Genomic DNA, 21,323 nt, shown 5'->3' with positions numbered 1-21,323 from the left:
GATAAAAGGATGTTCTGGCGGCTGTCTTGGTGCTTGATGAGGCGTCTCGCTGCCAGAGGCAGCGAGACGTAAAACCCGTTAGCTAGCGGGGGGGGCCAGTGAAAAAGGTTCCACGAGGAGTCCGACGCAACATGAAATTATCGCTATTGCCCAGTAGTGTCAGATCAAGGGTGAAATTAGGGCGGTACGGTGAGCCGGTTGGGCGGCTAACGACACTCGGTTTTCCGCTGAGGAACGGTTTCATCTCAGCACCCGGCGGAGAGACTGCACTCGTCTGAGTAGAGACGCTAGTGTTGCTACTCGCAGTTTGTGTAGCCGCCGAGCTTGTTGACGGGCGAGGGTTTTCGAAAGTGTTCGCACGTAAACTCGCGCGGGGCCGCCGAACAATAATCTTGGATTGATTAACAATTGTAGTATTGGTTGATTCCGTATAAATGTTTCTGATTATTGTTGTCTTCCCGCTCGTATTTGCCATTGCGGGCGCCGTTTGCGCGCCTTTGGCCGCCGATTTTGCCGTCGCCGCCCCTCTCGCCGTCGCAGATGCATACCCGGCCGCAAACATGCCGATAACGGAGAACACAGTCGCGAAGTTCTGCAGCAGGTTCGAAAGTTCCGGGTTTTCGTACGTATACTTTGTCGCCACCCCGCCAAGGACCGCAGCGGCGAGGTTGGCACCCGCGCCGATGGCGGCCGGAATCGACCACGGCGTTGTGATCACCCCTACGACGAAAATGGCGGCGAGCGCAGCGACGCCCAACCAGGCATACCAAGGTACCTTGGGTGTTTCTTCTATGCGCCGTTCCAGCGGTGCCTGGCGGCCACGGGTCACGGGCTCACCGCGATGGCCGGTGGGGTCGTGCCAGTAAACCGGATTGCCCAGGGCATAGACGTACGGGTTGATGCCGGCCTCTTCAGGCGGCATCGAGTCTGGGCTGTGGAAGCGCATCAGGCCTGGGTTGTAGGCACGGTAGCCGCTGCCCAGCAGGTACCAGCCCAAAGACCTCTCGCGGGCTTCGCCGTTGAAGGCCAGCAGGCTGCGCAGTGGCTGCTCGGCGTCCTCGGGCTGTTGTTCGCCGTACGGGGCGTAGTGGGCATGGCGCGTGCCGTCGACATCGTACTCGGTGTTCACGCTGCCCGCATGGTCGGTAAGCAGCAACGTGGCGTTGCCAGCTTGTTGCTGTGCCCGAGGTTGGCCGCCGGCGCGCAGGTACTCGGTGAGCAGGCCGTCTTCCAATAGGCTGTCCAGGCTATGGCCCAGGTAGCGGCGCTGCATCTTGCGCGCGTCAGAGCCCGAGTAAAGCAGCTGATCATGCCCGTCATAGCCGTACTGCGCCGTCACCTTGCGGTTGGCATCCTGCACCTGGTGCAGGCGGCCAAGGCTGTCGTAGTACAAGGCATTGCCGCATTCATCGTTGAGCATGTTGCCCAGTTCGTCGTAGCTGAAAGTCTGTTCTGGCGGGCAGCCTTCAGGCGGCAGAGTATGCGTGACCTTTTCCAGCCGAAACTGGTCATGGGCGCAGTAGGTGAACTTCGCATCGTCCGGGTCGCCTTCATTGAACGTTGTACGGCAGCGTTGGATATTGTCTACCGCGTCGAACCTGAATATCTGGGTTTTGATCTGCCGGCCGCTGGCGGTTTCGACAGGGCAGTCGTATTTGGTCAGGCGACCGAGATCGTCATACTCGAACGTTTCCTCACGCAGTTTTTGCTCGTCTTGCCAAAGGGTTCGCGAATGCAGCATGTCGTTGTCCTGCCATACTTGGACCAGCTGGCGCACCTGGCCGTTGACGCTCAAGGTGCGGCGGGTCTCCCTGCCCAGGCTGTCATAGTGCTGGGTGCACAGGGTGACAGGTTGCTGTTGCGCGTCGGAGTTGGTGGTGTCGCGGGTTTCGGTGGTCTCCAGCAGGCCGGTGTCTTCGGAGTAGGTCAGCGTCGACTTGAGATTACCCTGTACCACCGATACCAGCCGACCGTGGTCATCGAAGTCATAATCACAGGCTTGGCCATCGCTGTGCTTGCGCTGTGTCGGCAGGCCTTGCCAGGACTGCTGGTAAGTGACGCTGTAAGGCGTACCCTCAGTGTCGGTCAGGTGTTCTTCGCAAAGGTCGCCCTGATCGGTGTACACATAACGGCGTTTACCCAGTGCATTGTTGGCGTGGGTGATTTCTGCACTCTCGCCGTCATATTCGAAGTCTGCCGTCTGTTGCTCTTCCTGGCGGGCAAGGCCGTCCTCGTCTTCCAGTGTGGCAACAAGCTTGCTGGGTTGCTCGGTCAGCTCTGGCTTGTACTCATAGCCGATCACCCGCTTGCGGATACCTTTGCTTGTGGCCTCCAGGCTGAACGCCGTGCGCTTGTCGACCAACTGGGTCATGCCCTGATAGGTGTATTCCTCCACCCGCACACCCACGGTCATGCGCACCAGTCGGCCAAGCCCGTCGAACTTGCGCTCGTAAAGCATCTGCTCAGCTGCGTTACTGTTCTCTTTCAACTGCAGTTCAGTGACCAGTTCGCCCATGCTGTGGGGGGCGAACGTGCGTAGCAAGGTCGTGCCATCCGGCCGCTGATTGCTGGTCATGCGGCCCAAGGCGTCATAGGTGAACTTGCTGGTGCGTTTGATGACCTGGTTGCCGCCATTCGGGTCCAGGATAGATTCGGTCCGGCTCAGGCAGCGGCCGAGCCCATCGTAGGTGAAGTCAGTGCGGCCGGCCTCGCGTGTAAGCCGGTGCTTGCTTCCCTCAGGGGCATCCACTTCTTCCTCCAGCAGGCGGTACTCGTAAACCGGTTTGCTGAAGCGGTTGAGCTTGCTGACGGTTTGCTGCAGCCTGTGCCCGGGCGCGTTCGGGCTTTCGATCCAGCGGGTGACCAGCTGGCCACCAGGCTCGAGCGGTGTAGCATCGATACATTCCTTGATGCCGTCGGGGCGTACTTCTTCGCACCGTTGGCCCCAGCCGTCATACTTGTAGCTTGACTCCAGCTTGAGCACGCGGGGCTCTGGCTTGCCGTCTTTGTCCGGCAGGTAGTCATAGCCGATTTCGCTCACCAGGCGGCCCGCCGAGTCGTAGTTCAGCTCGGCTACCGTGCGCTTCACCACTTCCCCTGTCACGGCATCCCTGGCTTCACGCTCTTCCCGGATTGGGCGGCGGCTGCCATCGAATACGGTGCGGGTGACTACACCTTTGCTGTCGGTGGTTTCCTCGCAACTGCGTTTGCGCCCGCTTTCGTCGAGCATCTTGTAGGCGGTGGTGCGTGTGGTGGCATAGGGGGTGCCAGGGCTCGCGATTTCTGCGATGACGCGGCCCAATACGTCATGCTCATAGTGTGTGAACACATTATTGGCATCGTGCTCCAGTACCACTTGGCCGTTATGCATGGAGTAGGTGGTGGCTGTTTTTTTCTCTAGCGTATGGGTATGGTCAGTGAAGATTTCGGTGCTGCGGCTCCAGGTGAGCTGATCATTGCTGTCCTTGACCTTTTCGTACTTCCAGTTGCTGGTGGTGGTTGCATCGTTGATCTGCACGACTTGTTGGTCGACCCGGCCATGCAGGAACGGGGTGTCGACTTTATTCAGATAGCGACGGATTTTGCTATTTAGCAACTGGCGCGCTTCGCCCTCGCCCTCAAAGATGTCTTCCTGTTCCAGCGACAGCCATTCTGGCATGTTCAGGTCGGGATTATCCTGTGGCAGTGCCGGCAGGCTGGCATAGGTGAATTCGCTGCTTATGATCTGGGCCAGCGGTTCGCCCGGGCTGGACGGGGCGGCAGGGTAGATGACGACGGACTCGAGGTTGCGTTCGAATTCCTCCGGGTCATCCGCCCCAGGGTAATAGGTACGCTCCATGCGAGTGCCGTCGGGTTTAAGTTCCGTCAACAAGTTGCCATGGATGTCGTAGGTGGTTTTCGTTTCCTCGTGGTCGCCCACCGTTGGATCACCTTCTTTCGCCCAGGATTTTTTTACGGTGTGGGGAAGCTGGAAGTGATTAGGTTGATCTTTGAACCCTAAGTTTTCTAGTTCGTGATACGTCGTTTCGATGGTCTCGATACAGCCTTCGTCGGTGGTGGCTTGGGACATCATTAAATGGAAACGGTTGAACGTGCTCACGACCGTTCGGTACTCTTTGTTATCCCGATAATGTTTGGCGGTAGAGCTGTATTCAAAAGTATGGCCGGTAAAGCGGTAAAGCTGGTCCGTGCCGTCTTCATTGCCATAGACCAGGCCAGTGCCGTTGCCTAGGAAATTATTGTTGGAGTACGTGAATTTCGTAAGTATGTGGGTGCTACTGTCACGCACATCAGGCATGACCAAGTGTTCTTTGACAGAGGGTAGATACCGATTGATACCTGGGTATTTATGGCCAGCGCTCCCTTCGTGGTAAGTGATTGTTTCCACGCCTTTGTCGGGGTTTTCGACCTTGGTCAGGAAGGGGAGTTTGTCGTAAAGCGTGTAGTGCAGTTCCCAGTATTCGTCACTTGAGGTAGGCAGGATGACTTTTCGGAGTTCGTTGCTATCTAGGTCCAGTGTGTAGCGGGCCGCGTTGCGGGTTGTCGGGTTGAACGTAAACTCCGTCCGGTTGTTTGTGGGGTATTTTACTTCCAGCAGTATACGGCCAGTGTCATCGGCGATGGATATCAGGCGTGCCTTGGTCGTGGTCGTGGTCGGATCGTAGGCCAGGTTGACACCATGACCGGAAGCACCCATGACGCGCACAGGCACGGCGGTTTCAGGATCATTTTCCTGGGGCTCGAGTATTTCGACCAGGCCGCCTTTATGTGCAATACGAAGGCGTTTTCTTTCGCCTTTGCTGATATTTTTGAAATGAAAACTATCAATTTTTTTTTCTGCGATAACGGGTGTGTTACCAGGTCCGTTGTCTGCAACTGTGAAGGATTCGCCGGTGTGCAGTGAGAGCATGCCGGTGGTGATATTGAAACTGCTGAGTTTCAGGCGCCAGCCAATACCAAACCCGTAGTTATCATTGCTCATTGGGCTGAAATTTAATTGCAGGGGTAAATCGGGACCGCACAGGTCGTTTGCGTTCAAGGCCGGAAGGGCAATGGACAACGTGTACAGGCCAGTACGAGGGTCGACACTACTCTGCATGAAACTTGAAAAATTGAAGGCATTCGATGTGGTTGCCATATGCGGGGTTTCCTGTATGTACGGTATACGTTGAATAGCCGGTATCAAACCATGGATCCTGTACCGGACATGTTCAGGGGCGCGAATTGGCGCTCCCTATCACTGCCGTGAGGGCGTCAGGCGTTATTCGAAACAAGTAGCCTGCCGCGAGGCTAGGACAAAAAAATTATGTGCGCACCTAGCAGAATTACCAGGTACGCCTACCCCCTACGCCAGGGGGGGCGTGCGGGCTACCTGTTATTTTTGCCAGTTGTGCAGCAGGAGGGCCTGCACTAAAACTGTCGAGGCAAGCAACCAAGCCGGGTGACAGGCTGGAGCAGCGCCGTTAACGCTCGTTATTTATCTACTCGACGAGTGCGCCTGCTTATCCAAGCGGCGTGCAGGCGCTCAACACTTTTTTGGAATTTCCGACATGAATGAGCGGCTAGAGCAAGATGAGGCTTTGGAGGCGCCCACAATTGAGGGGCTGACGGCACTCAATGAAATCGATCTGGATGCATTGGGCGATAAGCCATTGACGACCCTTGTCAAATACACGGGTATGAATATTAACGACCACGTGGTTGTGCGTTGGTTGGGGCGCAGCGCCGCCGGGAAAGCATATGACTATACGGCGGAGTATTTCCTTGGGGGCGAACATTTAGATGGCCTTGAAGTCCAAATTACCAACAGCTATATCAAAGATGCCGCGGGTGGTGAGGCCTTTTATTCCTACAGTCGTCAGGCAAACGGCCCCGAGCCTGAAGCTGCATCCTTACGAACCTTTTGCTATATCGGGGTAAGACCCCGCAGACAAGTTGAAACGCTGTCCGTACTGCAAGTGGTGGACTCCCATGGCTTGATTATTCAGCCTGACAAACTACCGACTTCAGGGATGAGGGTGGTAGTGCCCCCCTATCAGGCGATGCAGGCAGATGACAAAGTCACCCTGACAGTCGAATGTTATGAGCCAGACGGTACGCTCGACGATACGTGGGAGCAAGTGGTAACCGTTACTCAGGACCATTTCGGGGAAAGCGCAATCAGTGGCGCGGTACCCAAGCGTTACTTTGACTGGATTGACCCAGGCTATGTACTTGCCACCTACGAGATCGAGTTTGCAGCGGGTGGGCGGTTGGACGCGCCGGTTCAACGGCTGCAGGTCGACTCCAAAGGCACGCTGCCAGGCTATCTTGGCAAACCCACAATCGATGAGTACGACGAAGGCGATCCGCTGGACCCGAGGAGCTTCCCCAATGGTCTGCTGGTCAAGCTGCCGGATTACCCTGGCATTGCAGATTCAGACTACCTCACCCTGCAGTGGTCCATCCCCGGAGGCCAACCCTACATGCCATCGGTGCGGGTCGACCCTAGCATCCGGGCAGCCGATTCGATCCCGTTTTGGATCAGTCCGGAAACCCTGGCTATCAGCCAGGGCAGCAACGTGAGCGTCTCCTACCTGTATGGGCGCGAAGGTGAAGCACTGCGTTCAGAAGTGTTGCAAGTCAATGTGCAACATACACGCTTGCTGAACGTGCCCTTGGTTGAGGGTGCTGTAACGGACGGCAATGCGAGCAACGGCAATATATTGGCTGATCTGTCTATAGAAGGTGTTTACGTCAATGTGCCGCCCGGCATCAGTTTGCCGGGGGAGGAACTGCATGTGCATTGGGCTGGTACTGGGCCGCTTGGCGAATACGTGGCCAAAGCGCCTGCCTCCCAGGAAAAGCCGTTGCGTTTCTTTATTCCTCCCGAATATGTGTCTACCAATATGGGCCGGACCCCCGCGGACACCAGTTGGCGGTTCGACGTGTTCTACAGGCTGTCGACGGATGCAGACACATACATAGATTCGATGCCTTACAAGTTGCGTATCAAACCGCTGGATATCGCAACACTGCCGACAGTCGATCTGACAGATGGGCCGGTTGAACTCGGCAAGTTGCCTGAAGCTGGAGCCAGATTGTCCATGGCCAAATGGCCGTTTATTGCCCCGGGGCAACTGCTGACCATTGTGATGGAAGGGGTGGACCCTCGGGGCAATGGGGTGGAGTTCATTGTTCGGGACGCAAAGGCAATTACGGACGCCGAAGTGCGTAATGGTGTGAATAATGAAATGCTGCCCAAGTCGGAACTCCGAAAGCTGAAAATTGGCGAGCGCTTCACCTTGTATGCTCGAGTGAGTTTCAATGGGGGAGAGTTTTATTTGAAATACCCGTCGCAGTCGACGCCGCTTAATCCGTAATTTTTATTTTGGCTGTTTACTTTTATTGAGTGCAGGGTCCAGAGAGATCGTGCTGCTACCTTCTGTGGAGAACCATCATGGGCAGACTAACGTTAGAGCAATATTACAATTATATGAAAGGGGCGCCTCGGGCCCGCGGGTGGGGCGCATTGCTGGTCTATGACCGCCAAAAAGCAAACCTTCTACTGATGCAGGAGCATATTCAGCGCGCCGATACAAAGGCCTGGATCGAACCGGTATCGGGTGAAAAGGAGACTGAGAACGGTAAGTTTTCCAAATTGTCCAACTTTACTTTCGGTGCACCGGTATTGTCGTTCGAAAACTCCAACATTGGGAGTTCGATGGCCGCCCTGAGCATGCCAGTGGTGGGCGGTAAGCTGACCGAATGGAGCCGGGAGCCAGGTGCGCAGTTGCCAACGCTGGTGGGTATTTCGCACCTTGACCCGCTGACCGCGCCCCGCGTGAAAATGAACATCAAGCTCAACGAGGGCAAAGGCGGAGTGGTTGATGAAGACGGACGCGTGTTTCTGGACTTGGCCGATAGTAGTGCTTATTACTTTGAAGTGAGCCAATGGGAAGAACTTAATATCAAGCTGGGGGAGTTGATTGAAGAAAAATTCAAAGACCCCGATAGAGGCGAGCAAATTTGGGAGTTGAATACCCTGGCGCCTGTTGAGGGGGGATTGAACCCGACCTCCTTCAGGGTCCGTACGCACTCCCTGGGTAAGGCGGGGAGCCCGGTGGCCAGTACGAATCAGGCAGACCTGGAAGAAGGCGCGATCATTGTGGGTGTAGCATTCAATGGCGCTACGAATGGTGACTTTCCTTCGGGCGATGAGGATATGCCCTATCTGCTGCCTCAGCGGCAGTCGGGTATTCCGTATTCTTTGAATGTTGTCTTGAGTGACGAAGTGTGGGTGAAAAATGTTTTCAGTAGTTTATTGGAGGGGCTCGCTGGTACGGCTTACGTCCCCAGTGAGGTTACGTACAAAAAAAATGAGTCGGGCTTCTTTTGCGGGGTGGAAGCGGGTGCGATTCGCTTCGCCAAATTTATGCGCGTTCTATATGAACCAAGGATTAGGGTTTTTTTCAGGATCGAGGCCAATTTAGGCCAGCTCTCGTTTTCTTTTGCTTCTGATAAAATCGATTGCACATGGGCTTTTTCAGGAGATATTCCGTACGCTGTTACGGTTGCGTTGAACGTGGATGGTTATTGGAGGGAAAGTGTCGGCTCATTGCCTCTTGATCTTAGTGCATCCTGCTCCTTTTCGTTCAGTATGGAAGACGGCATATTAAGCCTCACTAAGGGCCCGGTGGTCGCTGACGGTAAGTGGCGACCTGGACTGGACGAGGAGTATGACAATGAAGTAGGTAACGCTTGGACCGATTTCAGAAACTATATAGAGGACCAATTTGAGGGGGTTTTCGAGCGTTTGGCGGGAAAGATCGAAGTTGTTGACTTCCTGCGCCTCAACGGCCTGCTCTTTCGCAATGGGCAACGCTCCCTAGCTGACACTTTCGCCCGCCCTGGCGATGTGACGATGCTGGGCGAACTGGCCCCAACTCTCACTGCCTTCGCGATCGACCCGATTGAGAAAAGCCTCATCGCGGGGGGCACTCAGAAGCTAACCCTCACGCCCAAGCCCGAGCCTGGCGTTGAGGTGAAATGGGAGGTGAAAGCGCTGCCAGACGACCCCGAAAACCCCGATGGGCCTGAGCAGTTGGGCGAAATCGTCGACGACATATACAAAGCGCCCAAAGCGGACACCATTGATGGCACGTTCCGTCAGGTCATCATCACCGCAACGGTGGGCAATACCAGCAGCAGCGCCCTGTTCACTGTCGTGCCCAAGTCCGTAGCGGTAAGGCCGATGCTGCTTAATGCATTCTTTTCCACCCCTGGCCAACCGCAACGCTATGTGCTGGAGGGAGGAAGCGTCGAGGCTGAATTGGTCTGGGCCAAGGGTGCCGGTTTCAAAGGTGACCTGCGTGACCCTACAGCTGCCGAATATGACGAGTTGAAGATCCCCAGGGACAAGAGAGTCAAGATCTATGTCGCACCTGCGCGAGACCCGGAAGGTGGGGAGGTACTTGGCGCGCTAATGCAGCTGGACCAGGTGCAGGTTACCGGTGGCAATCGTACCGAAACCATCGATGTCACTGTTCTTTGGGTACCGACTTCTGCAACGCTGAAGGTAGCGGCACAGGGTAAAGCGCTGAAACTGGTGCTGGCCGTTCGGAGCTGGGGGGGAGGGGAGCAAGACCTGCCTCCTGAACAGACAAAATGGTTCGTGGCCAAGGGCAACGGACGCGTTGATGAGACCGCGGGTATCTACAACCCCGGGGCGGAGGAAGGCGATTACGTGATCCTTGCCGGTGTCGGCAAAGCTACAGGTAGCTGGAATTACGCTGTTGTGCCGATGCCGTACACCCCTGAAGAAGCCCAGGCGTTCCATGAGGTGAGCCAGGCCATGAAGGGCACGAACGCCAGCGCTCCTTACACCGCGGAGCAGATCGAGGCCATGGAAGTGGTGAAAAAAGCGTTCAGCAGCCTGGGTGCGGAGAGGACCTGACCATGACTACCCATACCAAAGAGGCATTGCTCGAAGAGCTGGCAAAAGGCGACAGCATGCGCCGCTGGGGCGCGGTACTGGCGCTAGGCCGTGATGCTGTCAACGATGCGTTGCAGGCCCATTTCGTCGAGCAATTCGATCAGCATGGTGGTTTGCCCATCATCCAGGGTGAGTATTTTATCGACCCCGTCGCCCGCACTGAAAAGGTGGTCTTCGACAACCTCACGCTGGGCCCACCGCAGTTGTCTTTCAGAGGCGCCGCAGGTGTTTCGACCCAAGTGCGGGTGAGTATGGAGTTGCTCACCGGGCAGTGTGTTTCGTCGATGATCATGTCGGCCAACGTCGAGCAATTCAGAAGAAGCCATGTGCTGGAAATGGGCATGGGCTATCAATTCGAAGTCTATGGGCACCTGAAAGTGCAGCCACACGCGTATCTGGACAAGTACCAGGTTGTGCTCGACATTACCGACGCCAGCGAGCCCACCTGCACGCTAGGCGGCAATGGCACCGCTGCGCAGAAAATGGGGGAGTTCATCCTCGAGCAATTGCAGTACGAATGGGTTATCAACAGCCCATTGCCGGTGCTGGAGTTAGACATTTTCGGGCACAGTGGCTTGTCCACCACGCGCATCGACGTGGCTGCGCAGCAAGCACCCGCTGGGGCGGGCGGTGGTACAAGCCCGGACGACGACGGGGCGCTGCTGGTACTCATGCAACTGGTTGGCGGCGCCGAAGCTGACCGACCAGGCAGCCCCTTGCCTTATTTGTTGCCGCGCAAGAATGATACCGCCAACTATGGCAGTGCGCTGTTGATCAGTCGGGAGCGTGCGCCGCTTGCCAAGAACCGCCCAGCCGTTGCACTGGAGCAACTGGTGTTACCCGATGCCAACGCAGTCGTGCTGGAAGAGGAGGAGCATAACCCCCATGACATGATCGTTTTCGGCGACGTCCAAGCCACTGCCTTTTCCCGTCAGCTGCAACCGCGCATTGGCAAAGTGGCTGCAGGCAAACGCGCCCAGTTCACGGTGGCGAATCCGACGGTGGGTTCCTGGACTGCCCAGGATGTGCACAACCCCCGCAATTCTGGTGAGATCGAAGCTGGCACTTACATGGCGCCCACTGCAAGCACGTTCCCGCTTCGGCAACGCCTGATGAACATCAAGGCCCATTTTGCCAATGTGCAGGAGGGGGCAAGCAAGTCGGCGTTGGTGGTCGCTTCTTCTGAGGACCTGGTCATTTCACCGCGGGTAGTCATCTGGGCCAACGGCGACGGTCCCGTCCGGCTCACCGCATCGCAGGGTGGAAGGCTGGAGTGGGAAACTGATGGCGACAAGTTCGGCCGCATCGTGCGAGACCCGGTGGACGACAACGAAACGCCGCACGCCCTTTTCACCCCGAATACGCCCCCGAACGATGAACCCATTCGCCTTCAGCGTATCAAGGTCACCAACTGGGGAGATGAAAGTGGCTACGCCACAGTGGTCATCCTCGCCATGCGCGCACCGCTGCAGGTGCAACCCTTCTACGTGCCGAACATGGGCGCGTCTGGTTCGCAAACGTTTTCCCTCACCGAATCGCGCACCGAGCAGGCTTCGGATAAGACATGGGGTGACCGCCCTGCGGTGCTAAGCACAAAGTGGGAACTGTACGGCAAAGGCAAGCTTGTCGATGGGCAGTACACCGCACCGGAGTCGGACCCGGGTGAAGTCAGTGTGGTGGCGGGTGTTTATGGGGGCCAGGCTGGCATTGCTGTTATTGAGCATAACGTTCATGCGAGCCTGTCAAATACAATCGGCCCTCCGCGCTGGAAGGCGCTGAATCAATTCAAGCTGTTCCTTAATGATACGTCGCGAAAAAAAGCCTGGGCAAATGGCAGGCAACAGGTGGCTGTCGATATCCACATCGAGACCAAATCATTTAATGATGATGACGGCGTCCCTATTTATGATCCGGTAAGCGATGCAGAGCTGGCAACGTTGCAGCTTACCCATAGGGATGGCACACCGATCAAGTGGTTACCTGCTAACACCGAAGCAATCGCTCCTAATGGAGAAAACTGGGCTGCCAGCAAGTTTCGCAACCGCTTTGATTATCTACCCGCTGGCGAAGGATTGGTTTCTGTACAAGAGGCGCAAGAGGCGCAGGCGAGAAAGGACCAGTCGAAGGCGGTGGGGGTAAAGGGACAGGAGGAGGCGTTGCGCATTGTAACGGTTTACCTTCAAACCAAAGAGAGCGAGGTACGATGGATTCGGGCCAAGTTTGAGAGCCATGAAAATAAGACGTTATACTCTTTCGTAGTAAACCCCACGGCTGATGGAGAGGTAGAACTGGGTGGGCTGCCACCCAGGAAACTGGATATCTCAGACCTGGAACCGTTTACGGGAAAACGCGTGGCTGCAAACGGTGGATTTGATGTGATCGATGACCGTGGAACCGTTGTCGACGGTCACAACTACTGGCACTACACCACGCACTATTGGGCATTGCGTGCCAGGGGGCAGCGCCGCTTTGTCGATGTACGCTTCGACCATGTTTCAGTCCTGAGGTACGAAAGTGAACTACTCGATGAAACGTTCGCCAGCTATGTCGGCGTTGCCTATGTGCCGCGCGTACTGCCGGGGCGCACCGCTGATCGACGCATTGAATACCAGGCTCAAATGGAGTTGTTGGCGTTGCAGCAAGCGGGCACACCTTTGAATCGAGAGTTTGCAACGGGTGAGCATTTCTCTGCAGGCACATTACTGGTGTCGCTCGAACGCGTTTCGGACATGAAGTTCTGGTACGACCAGCAGGGTATCAGGTGGCGTGAGCAACTGAGCGAGCCGTTGTATTTTACGCTGATCGATAACTACGGAACGGAAAGTGCGCTCTACATAAACTGGGGCCAGGAGTTGAACGACGGGTCGATAAGCCCGATTGACGCCCGCAACTTCCTGCACTGGGAATTTCAATGAGTGTGGCTGCCCCGCTCCCTTAGGGGGCAGTACCTTTCTTGAATTAAGGAACAATAGAATGACTACGAATTCGCTGGTGCATTCCAATGCATTCAATTTCATGAGCTTCGTTCAAGGTGGCGTCGATCCACGTACGGGGCAATACAATGTGTCGCTAGCGTTGCCTGAATTGGTGGCCAACCACTTGAACGGCCCCAACTTGCCCTTGCGCATTGGTTTCAATCCGATGAACCCAGAGGACTCAGGCTTTGGTGCTGGCTGGCGCTTGAATCTGAGTGAGTTCGACCCGCAAAGCCAGATGCTCAGCCTGCACAGCGGTGAACGTTTCAAGGTGTTCGACAACGGCCCCGGTGAGCTGCCTGTGATACCGGAGCGCAAAATCGACAGCTTTCACTTCGAGAATATTTCTTCTGGCACTACCACCCTTTATCGCGTGGCACACAAGTCGGAAATGATTGAAGTGCTAGGGTTGCAAGATGTCACCGAGCAGGGCCAGCGCCCCGGGAAAGTGGCATTGCCCATACGGGTGCTGACACCGACCGGGCATGGTATTACCTTGACATACGCCCAGGTGGATGTGCCCTCTCCAATGCCGGGTATGCCAGGCAAGCGCGTGCCTTGCCTGGCATCGGTAGAAGATGACAGCAAGAGGAAGCTGCTGGAAATCGATTATTCGAACCTCAGCCAGGTACTGATTACGCTCAATCCAGGCACGGTGGCGCAAGCTGCCTATACGCTGGAGCGCAACAACAGTGAACTGGTCAAGGTTATTTTGCCGACCGCGGACAAGGGGCGCTGGCAGTTCGAATACAAGAGGATCGGCACGGTACGTTGCATTGAACGTATGTGGACGCCAGTCAACGGCTTTGAAGAAGTCTTCTACAAGGATGCTGGGCACACCCTGCCCGGCGTCGAACGCAGGACACTGCCTCATGTAGAACGTCATCTGGTCACCCCTGGGGGCAACCAGCCGCAAGTGCGTACCGACTACGTATTCAGCTCGAACAATTTCCTGGGCAACAACACCGGTATCTCCTGGGAAGATAACGGTGAAGACAACCTCTACAAAGCCACAGGTGCGGACTATCGCTACGACAGTACCGCCACGCATTACCAGGGTGACAAACCGGCGTACACGGTCAAGACAGTATTCAACCGTTTCCATTTGATGGTCGAGCAGGTCACCACGCAGAACGATTGTATTGAAACCCAGACCCTCGCGTACCCGGAAGTTGCCAACCGGGAGTTCAAGGACCAGCCCAACAACTTTCAGCTGGTTGAGACTACTGCCACTTCTTGGCGCAAGGGTTTGGGCGGCACTTCACGGGAGCAGGTGGAAGTTACCCGCTACGACGAGCATGGCAACCTGGTGGAACAAAAAGAAGCCAACGGCAAGCGTACAGTAATGTCGTACTACCCTGCCGCCAACGATCCAGAAAAGTTCGAGCGTATGCTCAAGACGGCGGAGGTTATCCCGGGGCCTGGCGAAGCTGGCGCCGAAACCTTGCGCAATGAGTATCGCTACGAGTTGGTTGCATCGCGAGATCAAGACGGGCATGCACGCGGCGCATTATTGCGCAGCCATGAGCAGCAGCTGCGAGTGCGCGATGGAGCGCTGTTGTCAGAGTTGGATACCCTTTACCACGACGAGCCCCAAAATTTGCTCGAGCATGGTCGTCCTCGTGAGCAAAAGCTGACGCTCAATGGCAAGGTAACCCTCACTGAATACGCATACAGCGAGGTTTCGATAGAAGGCCACCCTGCAGTCCAGACTGAGGAGACCCTGACCGGCTTCGACCACGGCTTGCCCTTGCCGGCGCGGGAGTTGAAGCATACCAAGGGGACGTTCAAGAATGCCAAGGGGGAATTGGCGCGACACGCCAAGAAGGTCAACACCCTGCAGCATTCGGTACTGATTGGCGAACCGTTGCTCAACTACGACGACAATCAGGTGCAGATTGCCTACGAATATGACGAACTGCGTCGCGTAACGCGCGAAACGGTCGACCCCAACGGCAAGTACAAGGCGTCACGCAATTACAGCTATTACCTGTCCTCCGATGGCCAACAGGCGTGGCAGATGCAGGTTGATGTGAAAGGGGTGCAAACGTGGAGCTACGTAGACGGGTTAAACCGTACCGTACGGGTGACGCGCCAGGACCCGGACTTTGGTCCCACCGTAACAGCCAAGGAAAAAGAACGGTTAACTTACACTGCTCGCCATGATGCGCTTGGCAACTTGGTGGAAGAGGTCGAATACGACTGGCTGGCGCTGAAAAATCTGCCGCTGAGGACCCTGTATGAGTATGACGACTGGCGCCAGCGCAGCAGTGAAATGGGCCCGGACCAAGTCCGAGTCTGCACGCAGACGGATCCGGTGGGGCTACCTGACCGCCTTGGGCCTGTACGAAAGGAGTGGCGTGAATCCATCCAGCGCAAGCTGCTAACCGGCACTACCGTTACCCGGCTGAATCTGTTCGAGCAACCCGTGGATGTCGAGCGCCTGAACAGCGAAGGTGCCCGTGTGAGTTTGCACCAATACTTCTATGATGGCCTGGGGCGCACCGCGCGGGAAGTGGATGCACGGGGTTATGAAACGGCCACCACCTACGATGAGTTTGATAGGCAAGTGGACCAGACGCTGCCAGATGGTTCGGTGGTACACCGTGACTACGCGTTGCACAGCAAGGCCGATTTGCCAACCTTGATCAAGGTGCTCGACAGCACCGACGGCGTTGATCACGTGCTGGGCACACAGACCTTCGATGGCTTGGACCGCATGATCGAGTCGGTTACCGGCGGACGCGTGCGCACCATGCTGTATGGCATCGGGCAGCGTCAGCCAGAGGCGGTGATCACACCGGCAGAAAACCGCATCGACTATGAATACGTTCCGCAATTGGGCGAGGAGCCATTAAGCCGCAGGACGCTGGGCCAAGAAGCGGACTATTTATATGACGAACATAACGGCCGCCTGTTGCACTGTACCGAGAACGACGAGACGCTCGAACGTGAGTATTTCAGTACCGGTGAACTGAAAGTTGAAAAGCGCCAACGCAGTGACGAAACAAAACCGTACGAGATGGTTTATGTGCACAGCCTGCAGGGCCGTATACTGAGTTATACCGATGTGCTGGGCAAGACCCAGACTTATGACTACAACCCGTTTGGGCAGTTACAGCAGACCACGCTGGAGAACATCACCAGTATCTTCAGTTATGATGCACTGGGCAGAACCGCCAGCATGCTGACTCAAACCGAGGACCCGGACGGGAGCGTGCGCAGCCTGGAAACCACACTGTTCTATGACGAGTTTGATCGCGAAATTCGTCGTCGCTTCGACTTTGGCGACGCGGTGCAAACATTGGTGCAAACGTATAACGAAGTGGATGGCATTGACAGTAAAACGCTGACAGAGGGTGAGGAAGATGGAAGGCGGCTGCGCCATGAAACGTTCGAATACGATGACCGGGCGAGGTTGTCGAAATACACCTGCGAAGGTGAGAGCGAGTATGTACCTGTCGATCCTTACGGTAACAAGATAAAAACTCAGCTATTCCGGTTCGATGGACGCGACAATATCACCCGGGTCAGGACTGAGTTCGAAGGTGGCACGCTTAATGCTACGTACACGTTCACTAATGAAGAAGACCCGGTGCAATTGAAGGGCATTGAAATGGCGTGGGCAAAGCTGGTAGAGGGTGTAGGGCAAGAAGTACCTTACAAGCAGGAATTTATCGAACTGTTCTATGACCCTGACGGCAACCTGACTCAGGATGAGGAAAAACGTGAATTGGCCTATGACCCACTAGGGCGCCTGGCGCGGGTGCATGTGCCTGCGCGAGGCATTACGGCCAACTACGGATACGACCCGCTGGACCGCTTGGCGTCGCAGGATGCTTGATCCTGCCCAGTGGGTTAATTGATTGTTGATAGTATTCCTGGGCCTGCACATGTGCAGGCCTTTTTTTTGGGTTCGACGTCTATTGTCAACTGATAAAAATGCCAGTTTCGTGGTTGGCCAGTAAGTGATTAACTGTGCTCTGGGTGAGTGCTGCACTTAATAATTGGTAACGGCCATGACAGGTGAAACCATGAACAAACAAGGCAGAACCTATATAGCAGCTGAAAAAACGCGTCAGAAAGTAAGGCGTGATCGGGCAACGAAGCTGGATGTCGATTCGCTTGAAAAACCGGGCATAGATCCGAGGCTGTTGGCAGACCCCGATGGCACGGTGTTCAGCGCGGTGTTGACTGAGGCTTCCAAATCTCTTGCTATCACCATTAAGGCTTGGCCGTTGCTGGGTTCTACCCCACCAGGCTACTTTGATATTCTTGAAATTTACCACGCGAGTGAGAATGGTACGCAAACATTACTGTCAAGTGATGAGTACACCGGGTCGGATGTTGACTCGTTTCCGTTGACGGTTACGATAACTAAAGAGCATATTGAAAGTTGGGTGGATGGTTCGCAGAACTTCAGTTATAAGGTGCTTAGGTTCAACGGTTCGCCAGCGACAGAATCTGAAACACTGAGTTTGATATTTGACCGCGTGCCGCCCTATGGCAATGCTGTGCCTTTGGCCATGCCTGCACTGGGTTATGATGTTACCGACGGGAATAGTGATAATGTTACTGTCACCTTGCCGGAGTATGACACCCATGCAGCAGGTGACAAAGTCCATGTCTATTGGTTAAACCATGTACCTGATGATCCCGGCTCGGTTGCGCCCGTTGTTACAGATACGGTCGATACCTTACCGAAGCCATTGACGGTGCCCAAGGCCGCAATCGAGGCGGTCGGGGATGGCGGTGTCTATGTGCTTTATGTGCTGGTGGACAAAGCCGGTAATATCAGCAGGCTATCAATGCCTTTGCCTGTGGGCGTGGCGATAGGTCCCCTACCTGACGGGCTCCAGGACCCTGTGGTGCCATTGGCGGATGATGACCTGATTGACCAGGAAGACGCTTGGACCGGGGTAGTGGTGCAAGTTCCATCGTTCGGCAACTGGAAGCCTACAGACTGGGTGCAAGTTACCTGGGGTACTCTGGCGTTGGGCTGGCGGGAGGTGGGTAATGCCCCAAAATTTCCACTTGAATTTACTCTGTCGGGCGCACAGTTGTGGGGTCAATATGGTGCAGCTAGTACGGGTGAGAAAGTAACCAATGTCAGTTATGCACTGCGCCGCGGTACGGTTCCCCAGGGCACCAGGGCAATTGATGTAAACGTCAACCTGGAAGTCGTGGGGCCTGTAGACCCCGGTACTGATCCTGAATGGCCGGACCCGGTTAACCCGAGGCTGGCCAAGGCTGAAGTTTACGGTGAATCAAATAACAAAAATAAGCTGTTGCCTGCTGATGAGGGGAAAGATGCTGTTGTCAAGGTGGTGGTCGATGCAACCTTGAAAGAAGATGACGTGATCAGCTTCTATTGGGAAGGTGTGCATATAACAGAGGCTGATCATACAGTCAAGACGCTGGAGATTGGCAACGAAATAGAAGAAAATATTCCTTGGGCCTATATCGAGGCCCGGAATAACGGAAGTATTCCGCTACATTATGTAGTCGAACGCCCAAACGTCCCCAATCGCGCCAAGTCGACCCCAACCATTATCGAAGTTAAAGCAATCGTCTTGCGTCCGGATGCACCTGAGTTCCTGGGGGGGAATACAAACGCTCCTGTTGGGTGGTTAACCTGCAACGCCTTGTATGATGATGAAAACCCCAGCCCGCTGGACCCGGCAATCCGGGTTCTGGTGAAAGACCTGCGTCGTTACGGCTTGAAGGCGGGGGACACAGTAACCTTCCACTGGTATGCCGTACATGGTTTTGCGGGCGAAGAAAAAATCGACGATACGGTATTCGACGACCCGGTCAAGCTGAGTGAAACCGATCTAGATGAGCTTGTATGGCGTGTGCAACCCTACACAGAATATATTCTTCCGATTTTCAACTATAACGCCACGCTGCATGAGGGGCGTGGGCGGGTGACTTACAGTTTTGAGCTGGACAGCACACGCATCACCTCAAAACAAGTGGAGCAAATAGTGTCAATGCACGACGCTGCGGGTAGCTGCCCGCTCCGGCCCTGACCGTAGTTTAAACGAGCCTGGCCAGTTTTGTGGCCGTTGAGATCTTCATGTTTTACTTGAGGACTTTTCCTACAGTATTTCAGGAAAAGCCTCTGTAGCCTTGTCGGCTATTACTTGTTATCCGACATGAGAGAGGTCATGAAGTCTATGAGAAAAGTGCGCAAACCCTTGCTAAGCCCAATGGTTCAAGCAGTTCGCCTGGCGCCGTTATTACTGCTGGCCAGCCCTTTTGCCGTGGCAGTGACTGTCGTCGATGGTACGCGTGATATCGACAGTACTGCCCCGCTTGACAGTTACCGCCTGAACGCCAACGCCCGGCTCAATGCCACGGGGGCGTCGATGCGTGAAGTAAATGTCGGTGCAGGTGCACAGCTGAACATGCAAGCAAGCACGATCGAAGCAGTTGGGGCTGATGGCATCGCGCTGGTCTCGGGCGCATCGGTCAGTGTGGCTGGCAATTCGCGAGTGGTCAGCAACCGTTTTGGCTTGCGCTTGCAGCGCAGTGACACTGCCGGCTCTTCGGCCCTGGTTTCAGACAGCCATGTCGAAGGGGGCACTGCAGGCGCGCTGGTGTCTGCTGCATCGAAATTGTCGCTGCAACGCAGCAATTTGGTGGGCAGTGGAACGGCCACGGCAGCGCAGTTGTTCGGCAATGCCGAACTGAGCGCGCAAGATAGTTCGATCGTGGGGGCCAGCGACGGTTTGCGTGTGCTCGCAGATGCCGACTTCACCGGGCCTGCAAAGGTGACTTTGCTGGGGTCGACAGTCGAAGGCCAGGACGGCTCGGCAATTGTGGTGGGCAACGCCTTGATCGGTCCGGCCAAAGCGGAAGTCATCGTTGCTGATGGTTCCAGCCTGGTGGCAAGCAATGGCGTCTTGCTGGATGTGGTAGGCGGTTCCGAAGCCACCATGACCGTAGACAACAGCCATCTGGTGGGGGATGTACGGGTCGAAGCGGGTTCTACGGCTTCGCTGACGCTGGACAGCCAGGCCAGCCTGACCGGAAGGCTGCAAAACGTGGCCGGGTTGACGTTGAACAACCAGGCCCGCTGGAACATGGTGGAGGACAGCCAGGTGGGCAGCCTGGCGCTCAATGGCGGCGTGGTCAACTTTGGGGAGCCCGGGCAGTATCAGCGGCTCACGCTTGGCACGCTGGCCGGTAACGGCACCTTTGTCATGGATGCCGATTTCAGTACTGGCGCTTCTGACTTCCTGGAAGTGGGTAATGCCACCGGCAGTCATAGCCTGCTTGTGAGCAGCAGTGGCGCGGACCCGCTGACTGAAAACCAGATACACCTGGTGCATGCGGCGGCAGGCGATGCCAGTTTCTCTTTACTCAACGGCGCGGTGGATCTGGGGGCGTTCTCGTATGACCTGGTCCGGCAAGGTGGCGATTGGTACCTTGACGGCTCGCGCAAGATTATCAGCCCAGGCACCGCGTCGGCGTTGGCGCTGTTCAACACCGCCCCCACCGTGTGGTATGGCGAGTTGACCACGTTGCGCAGCCGCATGGGCGAGTTACGTCTGGATGACCGTAAATCCGGCGCTTGGGTTAGGGCCTACGGTAACAAGTACAACGTATCGGACAGTGCCGGCAGCCCTTACAGTCAGGTTCAGCGCGGCTTCTCGATCGGTGCCGACGCGCCGCTGCCGGTGGGTGATGGCCAGTGGTTGGTCGGGGTGATGGCGGGCCATAGTTCGTCAGATCTGGACCTGGTTCGCGGGAGCTCCGCCGAGGTTAAAAGTTACTACCTCGGGCTTTATGCCACCTGGCTGGATGCTCAAAGCGGCTATTACTTCGATGGTGTAGTAAAGGCTAACCGCTTCGATAACAGTGCCAAGGTCGAGCTCAGTGACGGCAAGCGCAGCAAAGGTGATTTCGACAACCTGGGCGTTGGTGCATCTGCAGAGTTCGGACGCAACATCGACCTGGGCCGAGGCTATTTCATTGAGCCCTACACCCAGTGGTCCATGGTTTCGATCCAAGGCAAGGACTATCGCCTGGACAACGGCCTGCAAGCGCGCGGTGACGATACGCGATCAGTGCTGGGCAAGGCGGGGGCAACCTTGGGGCGTACTTTGCAAGTTGGAAATGGGCAGCAAGTACAGCCCTATGTACGGTTTGCCTATGCCCATGAGTTCATTCGCAGCAACGAAGTGAAGGTAAATGACCATCGGTTCGACAACGACTTGTCGGGCTCTCGGGCCGAAATGGGCATGGGTGTGGCCATCAGCTTGAATGAGCGCATGCAGTTGCATGCCGACTTCGATTACTCCAATGGCGAGAAGATCGAGCAGCCTTGGGGGGCGAATGTGGGGCTTCACTACAGCTGGTAGGTAACA

At 55.8% G+C, this 21,323-nt stretch carries 7 protein-coding genes; 6 read left to right on the top strand and 1 reads right to left on the bottom strand.

The window, feature by feature from the left end; genetic code table 11:
- Positions 1-82: 82 nt before the first annotated feature.
- Positions 83-5,137 carry an RHS repeat-associated core domain-containing protein gene (locus LVS58_RS23555; protein WP_233693049.1) on the bottom strand — a complete coding sequence of 1,685 codons (5,055 nt, stop codon included), beginning with the start codon at positions 5,135-5,137 and terminating at the stop codon, positions 83-85.
- Between the two features lie 412 nt (positions 5,138-5,549).
- Here LVS58_RS23555 and LVS58_RS23550 point away from each other — a divergent pair, with 412 nt between their 5' ends.
- The 6 genes from LVS58_RS23550 to LVS58_RS23525 all read left to right on the top strand — a co-directional run bounded on the left by LVS58_RS23550 (position 5,550) and on the right by LVS58_RS23525 (position 21,317).
- Entirely contained in the window at positions 5,550-7,361 is a 1,812-nt protein-coding gene (locus LVS58_RS23550) for a hypothetical protein (protein WP_233693048.1), read from the top strand.
- A 77-nt stretch (positions 7,362-7,438) separates the two neighbouring features.
- Entirely contained in the window at positions 7,439-9,934 is a 2,496-nt protein-coding gene (locus tag LVS58_RS23545) for a hypothetical protein (protein WP_233693047.1), read from the top strand.
- Positions 9,935-9,936: 2 nt separating this feature from the next.
- The gene (locus LVS58_RS23540; RefSeq protein ID WP_233693046.1) at positions 9,937-12,888 is read left to right on the top strand and encodes a hypothetical protein; all 2,952 of its coding nucleotides are present in this window, start codon (positions 9,937-9,939) and stop codon (positions 12,886-12,888) included.
- 58 nt (positions 12,889-12,946) lie between these two features.
- Positions 12,947-16,792 carry an RHS repeat domain-containing protein gene (locus LVS58_RS23535; protein ID WP_233693045.1) on the top strand — a complete coding sequence of 1,282 codons (3,846 nt, stop codon included), beginning with the start codon at positions 12,947-12,949 and terminating at the stop codon, positions 16,790-16,792.
- 190 nt (positions 16,793-16,982) lie between these two features.
- A complete protein-coding gene (locus LVS58_RS23530; RefSeq protein ID WP_233693044.1) occupies positions 16,983-18,980 on the top strand; it encodes a hypothetical protein in 1,998 nt (665 codons plus the stop codon).
- A 147-nt stretch (positions 18,981-19,127) separates the two neighbouring features.
- Entirely contained in the window at positions 19,128-21,317 is a 2,190-nt protein-coding gene (locus tag LVS58_RS23525; RefSeq protein ID WP_233693062.1) for an autotransporter outer membrane beta-barrel domain-containing protein, read from the top strand.
- Positions 21,318-21,323 lie beyond the last annotated feature (6 nt).

Origin of the sequence: Pseudomonas sp. JR33AA (assembly GCF_021378985.1) — a bacterium.
Taxonomy (GTDB): Bacteria; Pseudomonadota; Gammaproteobacteria; order Pseudomonadales; family Pseudomonadaceae; genus Aquipseudomonas; species Aquipseudomonas alloputida.
The sequence above is the reverse complement of the archived record's forward strand: the minus strand, read 5'-3'. Positions and strand labels throughout refer to the sequence as shown.